Origin of the sequence: Streptomyces sp. RPA4-2 (genome assembly GCF_012273515.2) — a bacterium.
Taxonomy (GTDB): domain Bacteria; phylum Actinomycetota; class Actinomycetes; order Streptomycetales; family Streptomycetaceae; genus Streptomyces; species Streptomyces kaempferi.
Window position 1 is genome coordinate 428,625 of record NZ_CP050975.2, and the last position, 21,465, is coordinate 450,089.

A 21,465-nucleotide genomic window follows, 5' to 3' on the forward strand; every position below is an offset into this window, starting at 1 on the left:
AGTGCCCCGGGGTGTGTGCGCTGTGTGGCCCGCGTGCCCTGCGTGCCCGGTGCGTCCTGCCCGCCCTCTGCCGGGGCCATTCGATCAAAGCCTTATAGAATGGACATACCGGAAGGGCGGATGTGCGGGGACGCACCCCGTTGACGCTCGGAACTGTGGCCCACCGGCATCAGTGTTCCTGAGAGCGGGCCGAACCCAGGGCGAGCGCCCCGCCGCGCGGGTAGGTGGCGCCGATCGCCTCGACGGCCCGGGTTACCGACCCGCGAAAGGTACGTCATGGGCAAGCAGGTGACCTGTCGCAGAGTCTACGAGCAGACGTCGTTCGAGGACGGCAAGCGGGTGCTCGTCGATCGTGTCTGGCCGCCGGACATCAGCAGGGACGACGCGCGTCTCGACGAGTGGCTGGGTGACGTCGCGCCATCCACCGGACTACAGCACTGGTACAGCCATGAGCCCTTTCGTTTCGCGGAGTTCCGCCGCCGCTATCTCGCCGAGCTCGCGGATCCCGAACACCGATCGGCCCTGAGCCGGCTGCGTCACCTCACCGACGACGGCAAGCTCATCCTGCTGACCGCCGCCCCGGATGCGGACCACAGTCATGCCGCCGTCCTCGCGGAACGGCTCACCGGCGCCGACCGTTCCGAGCCCGACCGACCCGCACCTCCGCCTCCGCCTGGATACCGGGCGGCTGTTTCCGCCAAGGTCGCCAACCTCAATGCGGGAGCCTTCGCGTTCGTCATGGGCACAGGCATCGTGTCCACCGCCCTGAACATCAACGGTGCCCACACCGCCTCCCTCGCGCTGCTGGTGGTGGGCCTGGCGGGATGCGCGGTGCTGTTGCCCGCCTACGTCTGGCGATTGCTGCGCTGGCGGCAGCGTTTCGTCGCGGATCTCGTCGGGCCGCGCGCATTCGCCTTCCTCACCATCAGCATCGCTGCCAATGTGATCGCCGCCCGCCTGGTGGCGGACGGCGATACCGCGGTGGCCGGGGCGTTCCTGGCGTTCGGAGCGGTGGGGTGGCTGCTGCTGGGCTACGGGATTCCGCTCGGTCTGATCGCCAGCACCCGGCGCGACGCGTCATTCGACCAGGTCAACGGCACCTGGTTCCTCTGGGCGGTCGGATCCCAGTCGGTGGCGGTCGCGGCCGCCGGTCTGGCCAGGTTGACGTCGAGCCACCTGCTGCAGGTGCTGGCCCTGGTCTGCTGGGGCATCGGACTGATGCAGTATCTGCTGACCGCCACGATCGTCCTGGCCAGGCTACTGGCGCGGCCGGTGGCACCGGGAAACCTCATGACATCGTCGTGGATCTGCATGGGCGCGGCGGCGATCAGCGTGCTCGCCGGCACGAGGCTGCTCGAACTGCCGCCGGAAGGCATGCTGTTGTCACGCTCGGTCGTCGCCGGATCGGCCGTCGTCCTGTGGTCGTTCTCCACTTGGCTGATTCCGCTGCTGCTGGCTCTGGGGGTATGGCGGCACGTCCTGCGCAAGGTCCCTTTCCGCTACGAGCTCGGCTGGTGGAACCTGGTCTTTCCGATCGGTATGTACGGGGTCACCACCCACGAACTGGGCCGCACGACCGGGACGTCGTGGCTGACCACACTGGGCCGCTGGGAGATCTGGGTGGGCGGCGTGGTCTGGGTGGTGGTGATCGCCGCCATGGTGGCCGCCGCGGTCCGGCCCCACCTCACGGCCAGGCGTGCGGCCGGTTCGAACCGACGTACCGCGTAGCCGCACACCCACTCGCTGCTCGGACCCACGCCCAGCTGGGCGGGCATTTCACCACCGTCATTTCACCACCGTCCGCCTCGGGTGCTCCGCGTACGCTGACACTCGTGCCCACCCCTCGTCTGCGCCGCGTCGCCGTCCTCGTGCTCAGTGGTGCGAAACCGCTTGACGTCGGCATCCCCGCACAGGTGTTCACGACGCGCGCGAGCATGCCGTACGAGGTACGGGTGTGCGGCGCCGCACCCGGGCTCGTCACCGGCGGCGACGGCCTGTCGTACCACGTCGCCGACGGGCTTGACGCGCTCACGTGGGCCGACATCGTCTTCATTCCCGGCTACCGGTTCCCGGACGACGATGATCCGCCCCGGGCCGTCGTCGAGGCGCTGATCGCCGCCAGTGACCGGGGAGCACGGCTCGCCGCCATCTCCACGGGGGCCTTCGCGCTCGCGGCCACGGGCCTGCTCGACGGCAAGCGCGCGACGACCCACTGGCACTACACGCGGGCTCTCGCGGCGAAGCATCCCCTCGTTCAGGTCGACGAGAACGTCCTTTTCGTCGACGAGGGAAACGTGCTGACGTCGGCGGGCGCCGCTTCGGGCATCGACCTCTGCCTCCACATTCTGCGCGGCGACCTCGGCGTGGCAGCGTCGAACCACGCGGCCCGGCGCCTGGTCGCGGCCCCCTACCGCAGCGGCGGCCAGGCTCAGTATGTGCCGCGCAGCGTGCCCGAGCCGCTCGGCGAACGGTTCGCCGCGACCCGCGAGTGGGCCCTGCACAGACTCGGCGAACCCCTCACTCTCGAAGTCCTGGCCCGACATGCCGCGGTCTCGCCGCGCACCTTCCTGCGGCGCTTCAGCGAGGACACGGGATACACCCCGATGGAGTGGGTCAGGCGGGCGCGCATCGACGTGGCCCGTGAGCTGCTGGAGCGCTCGGAGCGGAGCGTCGAGCAGATCGCCACCGAGGTCGGCCTCGGCACGGGGGCGAATCTCCGGATGCATTTTCAGCGCATCCTCGGCACCACTCCGAGCGAGTACCGACGCACCTTTGCCCGGGGTGAGTAGCTCGTCACCTGATGGCGCGATCCTTGCGGACCATGGCGCTCTCGCCGATGCCATGAGCAGGCCGTACGCGCGATCGTGGTGGTGAACAGAGAGGACACCCCACACATGACTCGCATCGCCATCAACGGATTCGGCCGCATCGGGCGCAATGTGCTGCGCGCACTGCTCGAGCGCGACAGCGACCTCGAGGTCGTCGCCGTCAACGACCTTACGGAACCCGCTGGTCTCGCGCGGCTGCTCGCCTTCGACTCGACTTCCGGTCGACTCGGGCGCCCGGTGACCGCGGACGGGGACACCCTCGTCGTGGACGGCCGTCGTATCGCGGTGCTTGCCGAGCGCGAACCCGCTCAGCTGCCGTGGGCCAAGCTCGACGTGGACATCGTGCTCGAGGCGACGGGCCGTTTCACGTCGGCCACGGCCGCCCGCGCACACCTCGACGCGGGCGCGAGGAAGGTGCTCGTCAGCGCACCGTCGGAGGGAGCGGACGTCACGCTCGCGTTCGGGGTGAACACCGACGCCTACGACCCGGCCACCCACACCATCGTCTCCAACGCCTCGTGCACGACCAACGCGCTGGCGCCGCTGGCGGCGGTCCTCGACGAGCTCGCCGGCATCGAGCACGGCTTCATGACGACTGTGCACGCCTACACCCAGGAGCAGAACCTGCAGGACGGTCCGCACCGTGACGCCCGACGCGCCCGTGCCGCCGCCGTCAACATCGTCCCGACAACGACGGGCGCCGCCAAGGCGATCGGCCACGTCCTGCCGAACCTGGAAGGCAGGCTGTCGGGTGACTCGATCCGGGTTCCGGTGCCTGTGGGCTCGATCGTGGAACTCAACACGACCGTCAGCCGCGATGTCACGCGTGACGAGGTGCTGGCCGCGTACCGCGACGCGGCGGAGGGACGTCTCGCCGGTATCCTCGAGTACTCGGACGACCCGCTCGTCTCCTCCGACATCACGGGGAACCCCGCCTCGTCGATCTTCGATTCGGCCCTCACACGGGTGGACGGCCGCCACATCAAGGTGGTCGCCTGGTACGACAACGAGTGGGGCTTCTCGAACCGCGTGATCGACACACTCGAACTGCTCGCCGCCGGCTGACCGTTCGCCGGCCCGCCACCGCGAGCGTGTCACCTTTCCAGGGTGAGCGGGGACGCGGTGGCCTGGTGGCCCTTGTCCTTCCCTCTGTGGGATCACGCCCTCAACGCAACTGTCGGGCCCAGGTGTTCACTGGGTCACACGGCGCGACGGTCGGCCCTGTCCCGGTCCTGTGTGTCCCCGCCGGGACCGCATCGGTGCCACTCCGGTCCGATCGCGAGGGTGAGCACACGGGCCGCCGCGAGGGCGGTCGACAGGATGGCGCGCAACGTGGTTCCACTGCCGGCTCGGCACCCAAACGCACATGTGCGCGCGGCAGTTGCCGAGAGGGGCAGGGGTTCGCTCTAGATCATTGTCTGCGGATGCGGGAAGTGGCAGCATCGGGCGCATGCCGGAAATGAGCGAGTCGGGCCCGCGCCGAGGGGTGGGACACTTCGTAGGGGCGCGGCTGCTGCCGCTGCTGCTGTGCGTGGTGACAGTCGTGGGGGCCGCCTGTTTCGCCGTGGTCGGAGTGTCCTCCGAGGAGCGGCGGGACCGGGAGTGGCGGGCGGCCACGCCGTGCGCGGCCGCGGCACCGGTCGATGTGCGCGCCGACTGTGTGACGACGCTGCCCGGGGTGATCGAGCGCACCAAGGCCAAGCTGAACAGGTCCCACAGAGACAGCTGGCTGTACTTTTCCGGCGGAAGGCCCGTGGACCGGCTGAACGTCTCCTACGACACGGCCGCCGCCTTCGAGGCGGGCGACCACGTCACACTGACATGGTGGCGCGGCGAACTGATGAAGGTCGCGAGCGAGCGGCACACCGCGAACGAGGGCGTGCCGCGTCCCGGAGGCATCGCCGGCGGTGTCGTCTTCTGCGTTCTCGCGGCCGGCGCCCTCGCCGTCTTCACGCTGGTACGCCGGCGCCGCGACGGCCGTCCCGTCGCCGCGGACGAACCGACGTCGCCAAGCGTGTTCAATTTCCTGATGCCGCTCGCCGTCGCCGCCGTGTGGGCGGTACCGCTCGCCGGAGCCCGACCGGGCCGTGTCGTCGCGATACCGGTGGCGGCCGCCGGCCTGCTCGTGGTGCTCGTCCTCCTGGCCCGGGCCTGGCGGGTCAGCGGCCGGACCCCGCCCCTCGAACCGCGTGCGCTCCCCGAGGGGGAGGACGTCATCGTGCAGGCGCGCTTCCTGCAGGACACGCCACCCGACCCGGGTCTGCAGGGCAGCCACATCGCCGTCGGCGCCGGGCCGATGGCGGTACTGTCCCACGGCGGTCCCGGCCGCCTCGCCGGCAAGGCGATACCCGTGGGGCGTTTCGACGTACGAGGGCTGCGGCGGCCGAAACGCTTCACGGAGCAGAACGTGCCCGCGCACTGGTACGTCGCCGAGCTCCTCGACTCCGGAACCCCGGTCCGCCTCGCCGCAGCCCCCGCCGACCTGCTCCTGCTCGTGCGGGAACTGGAGCGGGCGGGGCTCGACGTCTCGCGATGAGCACGACTTCCCTCACGGCTCCGAGCCGGCCCGCAGGGTTCCTCCGTCTGCGTCTGCCCGTGGGGGACGACTGGGCTACCGCGGTTTCCGGCGGATCCGCAGGACGCCGATAGGCACCCGCACGCCTGACCCCTGTTGCCCGAGGGCATGCGGCATCAGGTCATCATCTCCCCGCGTACGAGGAGCCCCCTCGGATTACGTGGTCCTCTGCCGATCGCCGACCATATCCACCCGCTCGGGTCATCAGGCCAGAAATATCCAAACCCCGCGAGTACCGCCCGTCGCCCTCCGGCACGGGGTGGAGGCGGGGGCCAAATAGCGCATGCCGAGGTGTCTGGACGACTGCTTAACCAGGAAATGGCATATGCATGGGGGAGCGATGGAATAGCGAGAGCAGCTGGAACTGGAGAACCGCGTCATGCCCCCGAACAGCAAAGCAATCGTATGTCCGTTTGATTTTAGTACGGGCTTGGAATTCGACCCCTCCCTCGCGGACCTCATGGCCCGCGATTCCATCACCCGGATCCGGCTGCCGTACGGCGATGCCGACGCCTGGCTGGTCACCGGGTTCGACGCGGTGCGGCAGGTGACCACCGACCAGCGGTTCAGCCGGGCGGGGATCATGGGCTTCGACTATCCGCGGCTGACGCCGGAGCCGATCGTCTCCCCGGAGTCGATCAACGTGATGGATCCGCCGCACAGCAGCCGTCTGCGCCGCCTGGCATCGCAGGCCTTCACCAAGGGGCACGTCGAGCGGATGCGCGAGCGGATCACTCGCCTCGCGGACACCTTGCTCGATGAGATGGCCGCGCAGGGACCGCCCGCGGATCTCGCGCACCATCTGTCGAACCGGCTCCCCCAGCACACCATCTGCGACGTTCTCGGGATCGTCCAGGACGACTGGCCCCGGATGGACCGGTACGTGCACCAGCTGCTCTCCACCGGCCCCGACAGCCGCCAGAGCGCCGCGACCGCCAAGTCCGAGCTGCGGGCCTATTTCGGGGGCCTGGTCGAGGAACGGCGGCGCTCCCCCGGGGACGACCTGATCAGTGTGCTGGCCACCGCCAAGGACGGCGAGGACGCACTCGACGACCGCGAACTGGCGGTCATGGCCCTGACGCTGATGCTCAGCGGGCACGACACGGCCACCGGCCAGATCAGCAACATCTCCTACCTCCTCCTGACCCGTCCCGAGCTGCTGAAGCACCTCAGGAGCCGTCCGGAGAACCTGACCGCCGTAGTGAACGAGCTGCTCCGCTTCATTCCCTTCCGCAAGGGGGTCGGCATTCCGCGGGTGGCACTGGAAGACGTGGAGATGGACGGGGTACGGATCCGGGCGGGTGACTTCGTCCATGTCTCCTACCTGACCGCGAACCGTGACCCGGAGCGCTATCCGAACCCGGACACCATCGACCCGGACCGGCCTTCCCTGCCGCACATGACCTTCGGCTGGGGCGGACACCTGTGTGTCGCCGTTCCGCTGGCCATGGCGGAACTGGAAGTGGCCATCGGACGGCTGCTGGAGCGGTTCCCGGAGCTGCGGCTGGCGGTACCGCCCGAGGAGCTTCGCTGGGACACGGAGACGATCCGACGCTTCCCCATCGAGCTGCCCGTGACCTGGTAGGACCGCAGACGGTCAAGCACCCTTCGCAGACGCGGGCGGCCACCGAGGACCGTGGCCACCCGGCGGATCCACCGCGCCTCGGCACACCCGGACGTATCCGCCCTGCGCACTCGCGCCACTCCTCTGTGTCGCATCCGAGGGCCGAAGGAACTGTATGTACGGAACGATGCCAAGGAGATGACGGCGGAACTCGGCTACGAACGGCGGTAGGGCCTCCTCCGGGGCACCCCCTACTGCGGCTCCCCCACGGTCGCGTACTACGGCTCCCCCACGGTCTCGCAAGCAGGCCGGTCTCCTCTCGCCGCAGTCACCGCCCGCCCCCGAACGGCAGGACGCGCGCCTCGGTCTGCGGAGATCCGCTCGCCGTTCGATCATTCTGACTATGGCCCCGAATTCCTCCGGCGCCCCCTGGTCGCCTCCTTCGATCGCACCGATGCTGGCCGTGCCGGGCCCGCTGCCCGTGCCCGACGCCGACTGGGCGTTCGAGGCCAAGTGGGACGGTGCGCGCTGCATCCTGACCACGAAGGGCGACGGAACGGTGCGGCTGACCTCACGGGCGGGCAACGACGTCACCGTGACCTACCCCGAGCTGCAGGCTCTGGGCGGTGTTCTGCAGGGGCGCGGTGTGATCCTGGACGGTGAGGTCGTGGTCCTGGACGGGTCCGGACGGTCCGACTTCGGGCGGCTCCAACGCCGGATGGGCGTGGTCAACGCCCGCCGCGCCGCGCGACTGGCACTGGACTCCCCCGCCCATTTGATGATCTTCGATGTCATGTTCCTCGACGGCCGCACCCTGCTCGACGCCTCCTACGGCGAGCGCCGCGGGGCCCTGTCCTTGCTGGGGCTGGACGGCCCGCACTGGTCGGCACCGCCCTACGTGCACGGGAACGGATCGCAGGTGTGGGACGCCGTGGTTCGTGAAGGCCTGGAGGGGGTCGTCGCCAAGAAGATCGCCTCCCCGTACACGCCGGGGGTCCGATCGGCTCATTGGCGCAAGACCAGGCGGATGGAGACCCTGGACGTGATCATCGGCGGCTGGACGCAGCGAAGAGGCGCGGCCGAAGGGGTGCCGGGGGCGGTACTGGTGGGGTTGGACGGGCCTGCCGGGCTGCGGTACGCGGGATCGGTGGGGTCGGGAATGTCGGAGCACGAAATCGGCGAACTCAGCGCGTATCTCACGGTCATCACGCGCTCGACGTCCCCGTTCGTCGACCAGGCCGACGTGGCCGACGCGCACTGGGTCGAGCCGAGACTGGTCGCGGAGGTCACCGCCGCGGAGTGGACCGCGGCCGGCCGTCTGCGCCATCCGGTCTGGCAACGGCTCCGCCCGGATCTGACCCGGCTGGGGTGAGCCGTACGCGTCGATAGAACGGCGGGTCGACACATGACCGGCGAGACCCTCTTGGCCACCGCAACCCCAGGTGCACGACATGACTCACACAAACGCGGCGGTCACCTACCGCCCCGCAACGGGTGAAGGCGGCCAAGGGGCCGAGCGCGGACAGTCCGCCCCATTCGAGAACCGGTCGTGCGCAGCGGAGTTCCGGCGGTCATGGATCTCGACTGGCTGTGCCAGTCCTGGCCGACGTCCGGGTTGCCCCGTCACTCAGGGTTTCCGGCATGATGACGTTCATGACCGCATACCGAAAGGCCGATGCAGCGTAGACGACCCGGCAGGCCGGACCACCACCATCGCCGACGTCGGCTACCTCGCCACCGGTCTGCGCATCCCGCACCGCCGCCCGGCCGGCGGGCAACTCCCCGAGTGGAAGCGGGAACACAATCGCACCCACAGACAGGTCCGCGCCCGGCATGTCTTCGCCCGTATGAAGGCCTGGAAGATCCTCCGTGACTACCACCCTTGCGGGGAGACGGCGTTCACTCCCTGAGCATTCCAGTCGTAGATCGTTATGTGCCCTGGCCTCGGGGCTGTCCGTCGCCGGCGGAAACTCAGGTGGCCTCAGCGCACCATCTGGGTACAGTCAGGCGGTGCCCGAGTTGAAACGGCTTCATGCCGGCCATGCCCCGGCGGTCCTGGCGTTCGAGCTGGCGAACCGCGCTTACTTCGCTGCCTCGATCTCCGACCGCGGCGACGAGTACTTCGCCCAGTTCACCGACCGGCACAGCGCCTTGCTGGCTGAGCAAGAGGCCGGCATCTGCGCCTTCTACGTGCTGGTCGCCGAGGACGGCTCGGTTCTGGGCCGGTTCAACCTGTACGACTTCGAAGACGGCACTGCCGTACTCGGCTACCGGGTCGCGCAGCACGTCGCCGGCCGAGGCCTGGCGACCGCGACCGTCCGGGAACTGTGCGTGCTGGCGGCGGCGCGGCATGGGCTGCGCACACTGCGGGCGGCCACCGCCCGTGACAATGCCGCGTCCCAGAACGTGCTGACCAAGGCCGGGTTCACCCCGGTTGGCCCGGCCGACCCGGCCGACCTCGGCGGTAAGCCAGGCACCTGGTATCAGCGTGACCTGGAAGCCCAGCCGTGCAAAGTCCCGCCGAGCTGAAGGTGTGACGGGAAGCCGGAACGGGGGGCCTGGCTGTCCGCCCGCGGGTGTTAATCGCCTTTCACGCCGGGCTTCCCTAGGGCTAGTGTTCGGGTGCCGTAAGAGACCCACGAGGAGCCAAGACATGGTCGGTCGTCCGAGCGCGCGTTGACGTCGTTGGCCTTGATCGGCCTGTCATCGCGTGCTGCCCTTCATGTTGCGGCACAGCGAGCCTGCTTCCGCCCGAATCGTCGGCGCGCCTCTTGTGCGCCGCGTGACGGGCCTCGTTGTCGGCGATCCAAGGAATCCTCGTGCCGTCCGCTTCCTCCGCTGTATCCGATTCCGGCCTGCCTGTCCCGTCGGCTCTGTGGCGGGACGGCGACTTCCGCAGACTCTGGGTGGGTCAGACGGCCTCCCAACTCGGCGAACACGCAAGTCTGTTGGTCCTGCCGCTCTTCGCCGTCCTGACGCTCAACGCCGGTGCCGGCCAGCTGGGCGTCCTCCGCGCGGTGGGGCAGGCGCCGATCCTGTTGCTCTCGCTCTTCGTCGGCGCGTGGGTGGACAGGTGGCGGACCCGCACGGTGATGGTACTGACGGACGTCGGCCGAACCCTGACACTGGGCGCCGCCGCCGTGGCCGGCTACCTCGGTTGGTTCGGCCTGCCCGCGCTGTTCGTGGTCGCCTTTGCCGTCGGGGCCCTGTCCGTGTTCTTCGACGTGGCCTACCAGGCGTCTCTCGTACGGCTGGTGGAACGCGATCAGTTGGTGCGGGGCAACAGCGCGCTCGAGGGCAGCCGGTCCGCGGCGCAGATCGGCGGTCCCGCCCTCGGTGGTGCGCTGGTGTCACTTCTGTCGGCACCGATCGCTGCCGCCTCCAGCGCGCTGTTCTTCGCGCTGTCGTTCCTGTCGATCCGACGGATCCGCCGGATCGAATCGATCCCGACGAGCTCGGAACGCCCCCCACGCGTCTGGCGACGGATCCATGAGGGCCTCCGTTTCGTCGCCGGCGACAGCTCGCTGCGGACCGTGTGCCTCGCCTCGGCCGCCTTCCAGTTCTCCTTGGCGGCCATGATGACCGTCTATCTGCTCTTCCTGCCGCGGGAACTGCACCTGTCGGGTACCGCTGTCGGTCTGGCGCTCGCGGCGATGGGACCGGGCGCCCTCCTGGGGTCCGTGCTGGCCGCCCGCCTCCCGAGCCGGTTCGGCCATGGCGCGGTGCTTGTGTCAGCGGCGGCACTCGGCGACAGCGTGTTTCTGTGCGTACCCGCGGTGCACGACTCCTCCGCGGTCACGGTTCCCGCACTGCTCGCGATCAACTTCGTGTTCGGGACCTCCAACCAATTGGTGTCCGTCACGGTCATGGCTGTCCGGCAGGCCGTCACCCCGGACGGTATGCAAGGCCGCGCGGCCGCGACGATCGCGTTCGTCGGCACGGGACTGACCCCACTCGGCTCGCTACTCGGCGGATATCTCTCGCAGGAGTGGGATGTGCGCACCAGCCTCCTGGTGACGGCCGCAGGAATGCTGCTCTCCCCGGTGTTGATGGCCTTGTCCCCGCTCGCCCGCTTGGGACGTGCACTCCCGGTCCCGTAGGACGCGCCCGCCACGAAAGTCGAAGTCATGTGATCACCTGATTCCGTCAGGACCGGCCTGGGTGAAGCCGGCGGACAACGCCGACGCGCCCGTTCTCGGGCAGAGTTCCAGTTACTGCCCCTGACCGTCGGAGCCGTTCCGTCTCACTGAGAGCCCTCACGCGTCAGGCGGCGGTGCGCTCGCCGACGGCGCGCCGGCGAAGGTTCGCCTGCTGGAGAGCCGGAGGCACGTTCGCCTGGTCGAGCGTCCCGACGTCCGTGCCCGGTGGAACGATCCGTCGATCCGGTCGAGGAGGTCGTCGGTGAGGGCCACGTCGATACCGGCGAGCAGGTCGTCCAGGTGGCTCATCGTGCGCGGCCCGACGATCGCGCTGGTCACGCCGAGATGGGCGATCGCGAACGCGGTGGCGAGGTGGGTCAGCGGCAGGCCCGCCTCGTCGGCCAGCGAGATGAACTGCTCGACGGCGTCGAGGCGGCGCTCGTCGTTGAGGTGCTTGAAGAAGTCGGCGCGCCGGAGTTGGTTCGGCCGGCCCTTGCGGACGCGCCCGGTGAGCAGTCCCTGCCCGAGCGGGCCCGAGACCAGCGTGCCCATCCCCCAGCGCTGGGCGACCGGCAGCACCTCGCGTTCGATGCCGCGGTTGAGAAGCGAGTACGGCGGCTGCTCGGCGCGGAAGCGCTCCAGACCACGCCGCTCGGCGAACCACTGGGCTTCGACGATGTCGGACGCCGGCATCGTGGACGTTCCTATCGCACGAACCTTCCCGCTCTGGATCAGACCGGAAAGAGCGGAGAGCATCTCCTCGATGTCCGTGGTGGGGTCCGGTCGCTGAATCTGGTAAAGGTCGATGTGATCGGTCCGCAGGCGGCGCAGCGAGTTCTCGACCGCTGTCACGATCCAGCGCCGCGAGGCGCCCTGTTGATTGGGATCGTCACCCATCGGGCGGCTCACCTTGGTCGCGAGGACGACGTTGTCCCGTCGCCCCTTGAGCGCCTTGCCGACAACCTCCTCGGAGTCGCCGTAGGCGTCGGCGGTGTCGATGAGGTTGATTCCCGCATCCAGCGCTTTATGGATGATGCGAGCCGAGTCGTCGGGGGTACGGATTACCGACGGACGTGGCGAACATCAATGCGCCGAGCGCATAGGGGCTGACCTTGATTCCGGTCCGGCCGAACGTGCGATATCGCATGGGAATTATCCCGCTCGCCATAGGAAGAAATGCGTCTTCGGCGGCGCCGATGAATGCACGGGGCCGGATGTAGCCGTCGTGTGGATACGGCAGGTGGCACGCGACGCCTCTCCGGTGCACGTCTCCTCGCACCTGCGGGACGCGCCGGTCAGCCGAGCCGGTCTCGAGCCCACGCGGCTGGAACAGGCGAGAGGCTCACACCCGTCCCGCCGGATGCTCGCTGCCGTCGCCCGCGCGCTGCGACCGACCGGCGACGAACGGGACCACCTCTTCCATCTGGCCGGCGAGGAGCCCCCGCGCAACCGGCCGACCTCGGAGCACGTACGCCCCGCCCTGCTTCTCGTCCTCGACCGGATGCACGTGCGCTTGGCAGCCCTCGTACGCCGGCTCCGCGCCCGCAGCGAGGAGTTCTCGGCGCTGTGGGACGCCCGCCACGTCGCCGTACGCCGCACCGACGTCAAACGCTTCCTGCACCCGGTCGTCGGCCTCATGGAGCTGGACTGCGAGGCGCTGCTGAATCCGGAACACGACCAACGGCTGATCGTCCACACCGCCCGTCCGGGCAGCAGATCCTACGAGCGGCTGGAACTGCTGCGCGTGATCGGACTCCAGAATCTGACCCGTGGCTGAACCGCTCCGCCGAATCCGCCGAATCCGCCGGCGCCCCCAGCCTCGATAGGTAACAGCCTTTACGCTCCAAGGCCATTACGCGGTCTGCTTCTAGCAATTTCCTGGAGTTGGCCGGGCTAGCCTCCACTTGCGGTGGGCGGACCGCCGCAGAGGAGGACAAAGACATGCGATCTCGTCTTGTGGCATCGGCTGCCACGGCAGCCACCCTCGCGGGCCTGGTGCTGACGTTCGGGCTCGGGGGAACTGCCCAGGCGGCCACCCGAACTCCGGTCACCGCGGCGGAGTGCAGTGCGACCGGCGGCCTGGTCATCCCGCTGGGCCTGGTCGGAGCCGTCTGCGTCTGGCTCGGTCCCAATGGCTGGGTCGACGCGGACTCGGCGCAGATCACGGACCTCCACGTGTGATCAGGCAACCCGGCTTCGCCCCATGGACTTGGTGGCTCAGTGGCCAGGGACGGTGATCGTCACCGTGGCACCGGTCTTCAGCGCGGAGCTGGGGGCCGGGGACTGGGCGGTCACCTTGAGGGAGTCGTCGCCGATTTCGGAGTCGTCGGTGAAGGCCATGCCGTAGTCCAGTTCGGCGAGTCGGTTGCGCGCGTCGGCGACGGTGAGTCCGGTGAGGTCGGGGACGACACCTTTCGCGGCGGTGGAGCTCGGCTTGCCGTGGGACGTCGGGGAGACGGTGGCCGGTGCGGGTGAGCCGCCGTCGGTGTCCTCACAGGCGACCAGTGAGGCGAGTGCGAGCAGCAGCGTGGCGACGGACAGGGCGACGAGGCGGACAGGACGAGGACGGACGTGGCGCATGAAGGACTCCCCGTGAATGACGCCCATGGACGTTCCGTGGCGTGCCGGATCTCAGGGTGGCGGCCCGCCGTCACCCGGCGCCATACGCAGAGCGGCGTAGCCCCGCGACCAGGAGAACACCTGATCGAACCGCGCCGCGATGGCCCGGCTCCTGGGCCAGAACGGCAACAGCGGCACCTGCCGACGCGTCCGGTGGTGGTGCCGGCGAGTTCCGTCTCCTCGGACACGGCAGTACGGGGCCGCCCTCGCGGAGGGAGGCCCCGTACCGTTCGTCACTGTCCGGAACTCACTCGGTATTGATCTTGAACGTGCTGGTCGTGTTGCGGATGTCCTGGGCGTTGCCGCTCATCCGCAGGTTGCGGAAGGTGGCCTCGCCGACGGCGGGACCCTGACCGGGCTCCGGCAGCTCGTTGGCCCAGATGCCGAATCCGGACTTGGCGTCGAACGCGTCTCCGCTCTTCTTGGAGTTGGTGATGGAGATGTCGGTGAAGATCGTGTCCTTCACCGGGAACTGCGGCTGGCCACCGACGTAGTTGGTCTGGAACATCACGCCTCCGTAAGTGGAGTCGTCGATGTCTACGTCGTTGACCCGTATCCCCTGGAAGACCTTGGAGGCGGAGAACGCCCAGATGGCGGGGAAGACCTGCGAGCCCCAGAAATGGCCGCCCGTCCTGTCCAGGGACACGTTCTCGATCGTCGTGGGGTCGGTCCCGAAGCCGTTCATCGGGTAGCCGAAGTCGAGCGAGGAGATCGTGATGCCGGAGTAGACCAGGGTGTCGGCGACACGGATGTTGCGGAAGGTGTTGGCGTAGCCTCCGTAGACGGCGATACCGGCCGCTCTCCAGGTGAGCGTCGACGTCAGGTTCTCGTAGAGGTTGTTCTTCTCGTCGGCGCCGCCGGAGTCGATCGCCGAGAAGAGCGCGAAGCTGTCGTCGCCCGTGGCTCGGGCGTCGTTGTTCACCACGTGGTTGTCCGTCGAACCGTTCGTCATGTTGATGCCGTCGGCGAACGTGTCACGGATTCGGGAGTTCTTGATGGTCATGTTGTCGGTGTTGGCGCCCCAGTAGAGGCAGACCATGTGCTCGACCCAGATGTTGTCGATGGTGATGTCGGAGACGTTGGAGAAGTCGAACACCTTGCCCGGGCCGTCGATCCGGGACGTGTAGTTGCCGAAGTAGGAGAAGCCGGCGAACGTCGAACCCTTGGCGCTCGCTTCGGCCCGGAAGCCGACGTCGGTGTTCTCCTGCGAGGAGGGAGCGTGGAAGCGGGTGAACCACGGTCCGGCGCCGACGACCTGGACCGCCTTGCCGTAGACCTGGAACTTGCTGGAGGTCTCGTAGTCACCGGCGGGCAGGTAGACGCCGACGAGCTTGCCCGTGGTGTCCATGCGGACCTTGTCGAGCGCGTTCTGCACGTCCTGGTGCGCGAAGCCTGCCGGGACCGTGTAGGCGGCCGGGTCCGGGTTCGCGGCGGCGGTCGCCTGCTCCGTGTTGATGAAGTCGATGTCGTAGTAGGTGGAGCTGTTGGCGGCGTCCTTCTGGAGCCGGATCTTGGAACCGGCCGGCACGGTCTTGCCGAGCAGCAGGTTCGCCTCGTCGTAGATGTGGCGCGGAGCACCGGAGCCGGGCGAGTTGCCGGGCGCGGTCTCGTTGCCGTACAGCCAGGCGTACTTCGAGGTGAGGTCGATCGCCTTGAGGAACTGGCCGTCCACGTAGACGTTGAGCGTGCTGTCGGTGCCGTCCGGGATCGAGAAGCGGGTCACCAGGCTGTTGGTCGCCGCGCGGGTGGTCCACTCGACGTACTGGCCGGTCCCGGTGAGGGTCACCGCCTTGCGGCCGCTCGCCTCGCCGGCCGCGTCGCCGATGGTCCGGTTCGGGCCGACGACCTTGGCGCCGCCGCCGACCGTGCCGTCCTCGGCCTCGTACATGTCGTACGGCATGTCCGCGCCGCGGCCGACGAACAGGGACTGCGTGGTGGTGTTGTTGGTCCGCTTGACCGGCAGTTCGTTGGCGTCGTCGGCGATGACCGTCTTCACGGTGTACTTGCCGTTGACGCCCGTCCACGAACCGAGGCTGACCGGAGCGGTCGTCTGGCCCGAGGCGATGACGCCGTTGTAGGAGCCGCTGAGTGTCTTGACGGTGGCGCCCTTGGAGTCCTGGATCGTCAGGGTGACGCCGTGGGCACCGGAGGCCGAGTCCGTCGTGCCCTGGTTCTTGATCGCGACGGTGAACTTGACGTCGTCACCCGCCGAGGCGCTGGAGGGAGTCCAGGAGACCGGCGCCGCCACCAGGTCGGAGCTGGAGACGGGCTTGACGACGAGGGCGTCCGAGCGGGTGAAGACGTTGTTCGCGTCGTTCTGCTCGATGACCTTGTTCGACGGGTCCACCTCGGCGCCGACCGGGTAACTGCCCGCGTCCCGGGCGCCGATGCTCGCGGTGACCGTCTTCGTCTCGCCTGTGGCGAGGGCGGGAACGTCCGCCGTGGCGACCTTCGTTCCCCCGAGGGTGAAGTTCAGGTCGGTGGCTTTGGCCGCCTTGGTGCCACTGTTGGTCACGGTCGCCGTGAGGCTGATGGCGTCCGACTCGACGGGAGCCGACGGCGTGTTCGTGATGCCGGTGACCTTCAGGTCCGGGTTGGCGGCCGGCGTGCCGATGACCTGGAACTCGGCGACCTGCCCGCCCGGAGCGCCGGTGTTGGAGGTGAACTTGAGCTGGATGTCGGCGGCGGAGCCGGAGACCGGGATGGTCACCGTGTTGCCGCTCGCCGGCGAGAACGTGTAGTCCTTCGCCGCCGCGAGGCTGGTGAAGGTCGTCGCGTCCTGGTCGCGGCCGAGCACCTGGATGTTCTGTGTGCGCGTAGACCAGGCCGCGTCCGGGTTGAGCTTGACGACGATCTGGCTGAGATCGGCGTTGGCGCCCAGCTTGGTGGTGAGAGTGGCCGGGTAGGCGCCACCCCCGCTCTCCCAATAGGTGCTGGTCAGACCGTCGTTGGCGTTGGTCGCGACGAAGGTGAAGGTGGACGAGGAAGCCTCGATGGGCTTGCCCTGGGCCAGGTTGGAGCCGCCACCCGAGCCGGGCCTGGTGACGCTGTTGCTCGCCACCGACACGTTCCCGGCGGCGTCCTTCGCCTTCACGTAATAGGTGACCGTGGCCGCCGCCGACGGGGTGTCGGTGTACGTCAGGACGTCGCCCGCGACGGATTTGACGAGCTGGTCGTTGGCGTACACGTCGTAGCCGGTGACCTTGACGTTGTCGCTCGACGTCTGCCAGGTGAGCTTCACGTCGCTGCCGGACTGTGTGTAGGCGAGGTTGCCGGGCGCCGTGGGGGCCTGGGTGTCGCCGCCCGACCCCTTGCGGGTGACGCTGTTGCTGTTGGAGGAGACGTTGCCCGCGGCGTCCTTGGCCCGCACGAAGTACGTGATGTCGTCGGCGGCCGACTGCGTGTCGGTGTACGTCAGGACGTTCCCGGCGACGGTCGCCCGCAACTGGCCGTTGGCGTAGATGTCGTAGCCGCTGACGCCCGTGTCGTCGCTCGCGGCGCCCCACGTCAGCTTGATCTGCCCGGTGGCCGGTTCGGTGTAGCTCAGGTTCGACGGCGCGGTGGGCGCCTGGGTGTCGCCCGTCGCCGGCCCGTAGACCTCGAGTTCGGACAACTGCCCTGCCGGCCAGCCGGTGTTGGCGGTGATGAGCACGCGCACGTACCGCGTCGTGGTGGTGTCGAAGCTGATGGTCGCCGACTGGTCGCCGGCGCTGTCGAAGGTGTATGCCTTCGATGCCGTCAGATCGGTGAAGTTCTGGTTGTCGGTGGAACCCTGGACCTTGAGCGTCTGACTGCGGCTCGGCCATCCGCTGGGCAGCCGCAGGGCCACCTGGTTCACCTTGACCGAGGACCCGAGGTCGACCTGGAGCCACTGCGGGAAGGCGTTGTTCGTACTCTCCCAGTAGGTGGCCCGGTTGCCGTCGCCGGCGTTGGCCGCGCCGTAGACGTCGGCGTGCCCGCTTTCGCTGAAGGGCTTGCCCTGGGCGAGGTTGGGGGTCGAGGCGGCGGTCGTGAGGACCTGCATCTCGGAGAGCTGGGCGGTGGAGGCCACCGAGTTCTTGCTGAAGTCGGCCCGTACGTAACGGGCGAGGGTCGCGGGGAAGGAGACCTTCACCGTGTTGCCGTTGCCGGGACTGAAGGCGTACTGCGCCGACGACTTGAGCGTGGCGAAGCTCTTTCCGTCGGCGCTGCCTTGAAGGGCCAGCGTCTGCTTGCGGGACTGCCAGGCTTCGGGCAGCCGGAACACGACCTGGCGGACGCGCTTCGTCCGGCCGAGGTCGGTCTGCACCCACTGGGCCGACTTCTTTCCGGCTTGCCAGTACGTGTCGGCGTCGCCGTCGGTGACGCTGGCGGCCGCGTGAGCGCCGAGGGCGCTGCCGGCCTTGGTCGCGGCGTCCGCGGCGGCGTTGGGGCCGCCGGCCGCGTGGGCGCCGATGGCGGGCATGCCTAGCACCATGACGGTGGAGGCGAGCGCAGCGGTGGCTGCGCGCCGTCTCCAGGATCTGGGCTTGTGTCGAGTCATGCGGGGTCACTCCCTGCGGAGGTTCGCGCGCCGGAGGGGGCGGCGAGGTCGGCTCGTTCCTGGGCAGAGCGGTGGCGCGGTACGGCAGGACGGCAGGAGCTGCCCGCGCAGAGATGCATGATCTCTACACGGATGGAGTGCGCAGCTTCTTGCGCTCTTTCATCGCAATATTGCAGAGCGCTGTGAGTCCGTCTACTGTCAGGACGCCACAAGTTTCACCGACCGCACCCGCGCCTCAGTGGTGGAGGCGCGGCGCGGGCAGCCTCCAGGCCGATGAGCAGGGCAATGAGCGCGTCCCGGGGGGACCCGACGGCGAGACGCGCCCCGCGCACTACTTCCTTTGGAGGCAGCGCACTTGATAGAGCGGGAGCGTCTCGAACGTCCCCCTGAAGCCGACCCGCACCCAAGCCCGCGACGCCCGCCCGCGGCGCCGGACCACGCCGGTCGGGGACCTTGCGTCCGACACTGCAAGCGAACGCAAAAACCGCAATTTCTTGCGTACACATGCGCCGCCCCCAGGGCCTCCACCGTGCGGCCCACGCAGCAGTCGGCTGCGGATGTGGTGCGCCAGGTGCGTCATGACCTCCCGAATGTGTCGCTTGCCTGGCCGGTGAGGCGCGGCACGATCCTGGGAGGGAACCCGTCAGTTCGTCGACGGAGACAGTCGGACGCTCTTCGGTCGCTGAGCCGGCGATGTCTCCGCGGTCATGTGCGTCACTCGGGCTGCCGCACGGTGTGTTGTGGGAGGGTTTGTTCAGTCCAGATGATCTTGCCGGATCCGCTGTACCGGGTGCCCCAGTGCTGGGCGAGCTGAGCGACGATGAACAGGCCGCGGCCGCCTTCGTCGAGGGTTCGGGCATGCCGGAGGTGGGGCGCGGCGGGGCTGGCGTCCGAGACCTCGCAGGTGAGGAACCGGTCTTTGATGAGACGCAGTTGTACGGGTGGGGCACCGTGGCGGATGGCGTTGGTGACCAGCTCGCTGACGATGATCTCGGTGGCGAGGGAACTGTCGGTGAGATCCCAGTCGGCGAGTTGCCGTATCGCTCGCTCCCGGGCCAGGGCCACCTCTTCGGGGTGTGGGAGGACGGTCCAGGTGGCGACTTGGTTCTCACCGAGAATCCGGGTGCGGGCCAGCAGCAGGACCGCGTCGTCCTCGGGGCGATCGGCGGCCCGGAGGGAGTAGACGGCGTCGTCGCGCAGTTCGTTCAGAGGGCGCTCGTTGCCGGAGAGCACCTGGCGCAGGCGGTCGCGGGCCGTTTCGTGTGAGGTGGCGCGGTAGCCCTCGAGAAACCCGTGGTTGTACAGCGCGAGGATGCTGCCTTCGGCAAGCCGTGTCCGGGCTGCGGCGAAGGGCTCCTCCTCGTCGCCCAGGGACGGGCCACGGGGGACGTCGGGAATCGCGCTGGTGCCGTCCGGGCGGACGAGTACCGGCGGGGGATGGTCGGCGCATGCCATCGTGCACTCGCCGTCGAGCGGGTCGTACACCACGTACGTGCAGGTGGCTCTCAGCGGTTCGTCGTGCACCGGGTCCGCGGGCGGCAGGGCGGAGCGTTCCGCGGCCAGACGCATCACCGTGTCGTTGAGGCGGGCGAGGAGCTCGTCAGGATCCAGATCCAGTGCGGCGAGCGCGTTGATCGCGGTGCGCAGCTGTCCCATGGTGGTGGCCGTGTGGATGCTGTGTCCGGCCACCTCTCCCACCGTGAGGGCCAGCCGGGCACTGGACAGTGGAATGGCGTCGAACCAGCCCCCGCTCACCTCCGCCGGCCGGTGAAAGTGGGCGACCTCTGCGGCCGCCCGGGAGACGTTGCCCTGCGGCAGGAGGTGGCGCTGCAGCGTGAGGGCGATGGTGTGCTCGCGGGTGAACCTGCGGGCGTTGTCCAGACATACGGCGGTGAAGGCCACCAGTTCACCAGCGAGAACCACGTCGTCCGCGGTGAAGGGGTCGGGTCGCGCGGAGCGGTAGAAGCCGACGATGCCGAGCACAGCTCCGCGCAGCACGATGGGGGTGACGATCATGCAATGGACCCCGGCCTCACGCAGCGCCCGGCCCCGTTCCGGATCCGCGGCCGGCCACGAGGTGGTCTCGTCCAGCGTGACCAGGCGGGGTTCGAGGTCGCCAAGACTCTGTGTGTACGGCGTGGGGTACGGAAAGCTGCTGGTGCCGCCCGCCGCGAACGCCCCCGGCCGGCCCGTTGCCGATTTGAAGGCGGCGCGCTGCATCGGCTCGTCACCGAAGAGCGGCCCGAGCGGGGGTTCGTTCCCACGGACCACCGTGTCGAGCACATCCAGCACCACCGCGTCGGCGAACTCGGGTACGGCCACGTCCGCCAGTTCGCGGCAGGTCGTGATCGCATCGAGAGAACTGCCGATCTTCTTCCGGGCCGCGTCGCGCACGGCCGCACGTGCCCGCTCGCGCTCGTGTTCGGTGACGTCGGTCAGGGAAATCACAGCGCCCAGTACGAGGCCGTTGCTGTCCTGGAGGCGGAACACGGAGACCGAGTAGACATGCTCAGGGCCGGGCTCGGCCGTCGGACGGCCCACCACGAGCCGGTCGAGGACCGGTACGCCGGTGCTCAGCACGGCGCGCGCCATCGTCTCCACGCCTTCGGGGCTGGTGGTGTTGAGGGCCTCGGTCACCGGTCGGCCGAGCAGACCGGCGACCGCGGTACCGCGGTCGCCGCGGGAGAGGGTGTTGACGCGTTGGACACGGAGGTCGGCGTCCACGATCAACAGCCCGACCGGCGCCTGCGTGAACAGAGCCTCCAACAGCGCCGAGCCGAACCCGCCGCCGAGTTCACCGCCGCGGTTCCCGGCCACCCACACCTCCCCGGGTCAGCCGCCGTTTCCCGGGGTCACCTGTCCGGCCCGCTCGCCAAGGGCTGTCCCGTAGTCCCCGGCGGGCCGCGTCAGTACGTCCCACAGCGCCGGCGGCAGGCGTCCCGAGCAGGCTTCCGGCTTCCCGGCTCCGCTCGAACACGTCGTTGTTCGCGCTCATGACGGGGAGGGGTTCTCGCCGCCTCATGGGCCGATCACCTCCGCAGATGCCCGGCTCCCCCACCACACGGGCCCGCACCAGTCGCGGACGCGGCACGGCCGCTTCCCGCGCCGTAGGCGCACCACACCTCTCCAGCCTGCCCCCAGCCGTCGCGGCGCGCCAGCCGTCCCCCGGCACCGACTCGCCCGTCTCGTCAGCCGGAGGCTGGGATGACCTGGTACCC

At 69.1% G+C, this 21,465-nt stretch carries 13 protein-coding genes and 2 pseudogenes; 11 read left to right on the plus strand and 4 right to left on the minus strand.

Translation table 11 applies throughout. The annotated features are described in order from the left end of the window. Nucleotides 1–276 precede the first annotated feature (276 nt). From HEP85_RS01600 to HEP85_RS01640, 9 genes and pseudogenes are all read left to right on the plus strand, one after another. On the plus strand, nucleotides 277–1,728 hold the full coding sequence (locus HEP85_RS01600) for a DUF488 family protein (RefSeq protein ID WP_168525495.1): 1,452 nt from the start codon (nucleotides 277–279) through the stop codon (nucleotides 1,726–1,728). Nucleotides 1,729–1,832: 104 nt separating this feature from the next. Beyond that, the gene (locus HEP85_RS01605; protein ID WP_168525497.1) at nucleotides 1,833–2,789 is read left to right on the plus strand and encodes a GlxA family transcriptional regulator; all 957 of its coding nucleotides are present in this window, start codon (nucleotides 1,833–1,835) and stop codon (nucleotides 2,787–2,789) included. A gap of 105 nt (nucleotides 2,790–2,894) precedes the next feature. Next, on the plus strand, nucleotides 2,895–3,893 hold the full coding sequence (gap, locus tag HEP85_RS01610) for a type I glyceraldehyde-3-phosphate dehydrogenase (protein ID WP_369657548.1): 999 nt from the start codon (nucleotides 2,895–2,897) through the stop codon (nucleotides 3,891–3,893). A gap of 385 nt (nucleotides 3,894–4,278) precedes the next feature. After that, nucleotides 4,279–5,364 (plus strand): hypothetical protein, encoded by a 1,086-nt coding sequence (locus HEP85_RS01615; protein ID WP_168525499.1) that lies wholly within the window; start codon nucleotides 4,279–4,281, stop codon nucleotides 5,362–5,364. A gap of 418 nt (nucleotides 5,365–5,782) precedes the next feature. Next, on the plus strand, nucleotides 5,783–6,988 hold the full coding sequence (locus HEP85_RS01620) for a cytochrome P450 (protein ID WP_168525501.1): 1,206 nt from the start codon (nucleotides 5,783–5,785) through the stop codon (nucleotides 6,986–6,988). A gap of 382 nt (nucleotides 6,989–7,370) precedes the next feature. Then, nucleotides 7,371–8,339 carry a non-homologous end-joining DNA ligase gene (gene ligD, locus HEP85_RS01625; RefSeq protein ID WP_168525503.1) on the plus strand — a complete coding sequence of 323 codons (969 nt, stop codon included), beginning with the start codon at nucleotides 7,371–7,373 and terminating at the stop codon, nucleotides 8,337–8,339. A 325-nt stretch (nucleotides 8,340–8,664) separates the two neighbouring features. Continuing rightward, a pseudogene (locus HEP85_RS01630) lies at nucleotides 8,665–8,990 on the plus strand (hypothetical protein); the annotation flags it as partial. Beyond that, on the plus strand, nucleotides 8,978–9,496 hold the full coding sequence (locus tag HEP85_RS01635) for a GNAT family N-acetyltransferase (protein WP_168525505.1): 519 nt from the start codon (nucleotides 8,978–8,980) through the stop codon (nucleotides 9,494–9,496). The pseudogene HEP85_RS01630 and the gene HEP85_RS01635, both read left to right, overlap by 13 nt. Before the next feature lie 290 nt (nucleotides 9,497–9,786). Then, a complete protein-coding gene (locus HEP85_RS01640; protein ID WP_168525507.1) occupies nucleotides 9,787–11,067 on the plus strand; it encodes an MFS transporter in 1,281 nt (426 codons plus the stop codon). 163 nt (nucleotides 11,068–11,230) lie between these two features. Here HEP85_RS01640 and HEP85_RS01645 read toward each other — a convergent pair. Next, a pseudogene (locus HEP85_RS01645) lies at nucleotides 11,231–12,253 on the minus strand (aldo/keto reductase). Between the two features lie 114 nt (nucleotides 12,254–12,367). On the opposite strand from HEP85_RS01645, the gene HEP85_RS01650 reads away from it, so the two are divergent. Both HEP85_RS01650 and HEP85_RS01655 read left to right on the plus strand, forming a co-directional pair. After that, nucleotides 12,368–12,883, plus strand: coding sequence for a hypothetical protein (locus HEP85_RS01650; RefSeq protein ID WP_248002431.1), 516 nt, complete (start codon nucleotides 12,368–12,370; stop codon nucleotides 12,881–12,883). 164 nt (nucleotides 12,884–13,047) lie between these two features. After that, nucleotides 13,048–13,287, plus strand: a complete 240-nt coding sequence (locus HEP85_RS01655; protein ID WP_168525512.1) for a hypothetical protein — start codon at nucleotides 13,048–13,050, stop codon at nucleotides 13,285–13,287. A gap of 36 nt (nucleotides 13,288–13,323) precedes the next feature. On the opposite strand, the gene HEP85_RS01660 is transcribed toward HEP85_RS01655, so the two are convergent. From HEP85_RS01660 to HEP85_RS01670, 3 genes are all read right to left on the minus strand, one after another. Beyond that, nucleotides 13,324–13,713 (minus strand): PASTA domain-containing protein, encoded by a 390-nt coding sequence (locus HEP85_RS01660; RefSeq protein WP_168525514.1) that lies wholly within the window; start codon nucleotides 13,711–13,713, stop codon nucleotides 13,324–13,326. A gap of 259 nt (nucleotides 13,714–13,972) precedes the next feature. Further along, on the minus strand, nucleotides 13,973–18,247 hold the full coding sequence (locus tag HEP85_RS01665; RefSeq protein ID WP_168525516.1) for a discoidin domain-containing protein: 4,275 nt from the start codon (nucleotides 18,245–18,247) through the stop codon (nucleotides 13,973–13,975). A 714-nt stretch (nucleotides 18,248–18,961) separates the two neighbouring features. Continuing rightward, a complete protein-coding gene (locus HEP85_RS01670; protein WP_168525518.1) occupies nucleotides 18,962–21,064 on the minus strand; it encodes a SpoIIE family protein phosphatase in 2,103 nt (700 codons plus the stop codon). Nucleotides 21,065–21,465: the final 401 nt, after the last annotated feature.

Excerpts from the sequence above, each read along its gene's own strand:
- gap (WP_369657548.1), top strand. The coding sequence starts at position 2,895 with ATGACTCGCATCGCCATCAACGGATTCGGCCGCATCGGGCGCAATGTG.
- HEP85_RS01620 (WP_168525501.1), top strand. The coding sequence starts at position 5,783 with ATGCCCCCGAACAGCAAAGCAATCGTATGTCCGTTTGATTTTAGTACG.
- HEP85_RS01655 (WP_168525512.1), top strand. The coding sequence starts at position 13,048 with ATGCGATCTCGTCTTGTGGCATCGGCTGCCACGGCAGCCACCCTCGCG.
- HEP85_RS01660 (WP_168525514.1), bottom strand. The coding sequence starts at position 13,713 with ATGGGCGTCATTCACGGGGAGTCCTTCATGCGCCACGTCCGTCCTCGT.
- ligD (WP_168525503.1), top strand. The coding sequence starts at position 7,371 with ATGGCCCCGAATTCCTCCGGCGCCCCCTGGTCGCCTCCTTCGATCGCA.
- HEP85_RS01665 (WP_168525516.1), bottom strand. The coding sequence starts at position 18,247 with ATGACTCGACACAAGCCCAGATCCTGGAGACGGCGCGCAGCCACCGCT.
- HEP85_RS01600 (WP_168525495.1), top strand. The coding sequence starts at position 277 with ATGGGCAAGCAGGTGACCTGTCGCAGAGTCTACGAGCAGACGTCGTTC.
- HEP85_RS01615 (WP_168525499.1), top strand. The coding sequence starts at position 4,279 with ATGCCGGAAATGAGCGAGTCGGGCCCGCGCCGAGGGGTGGGACACTTC.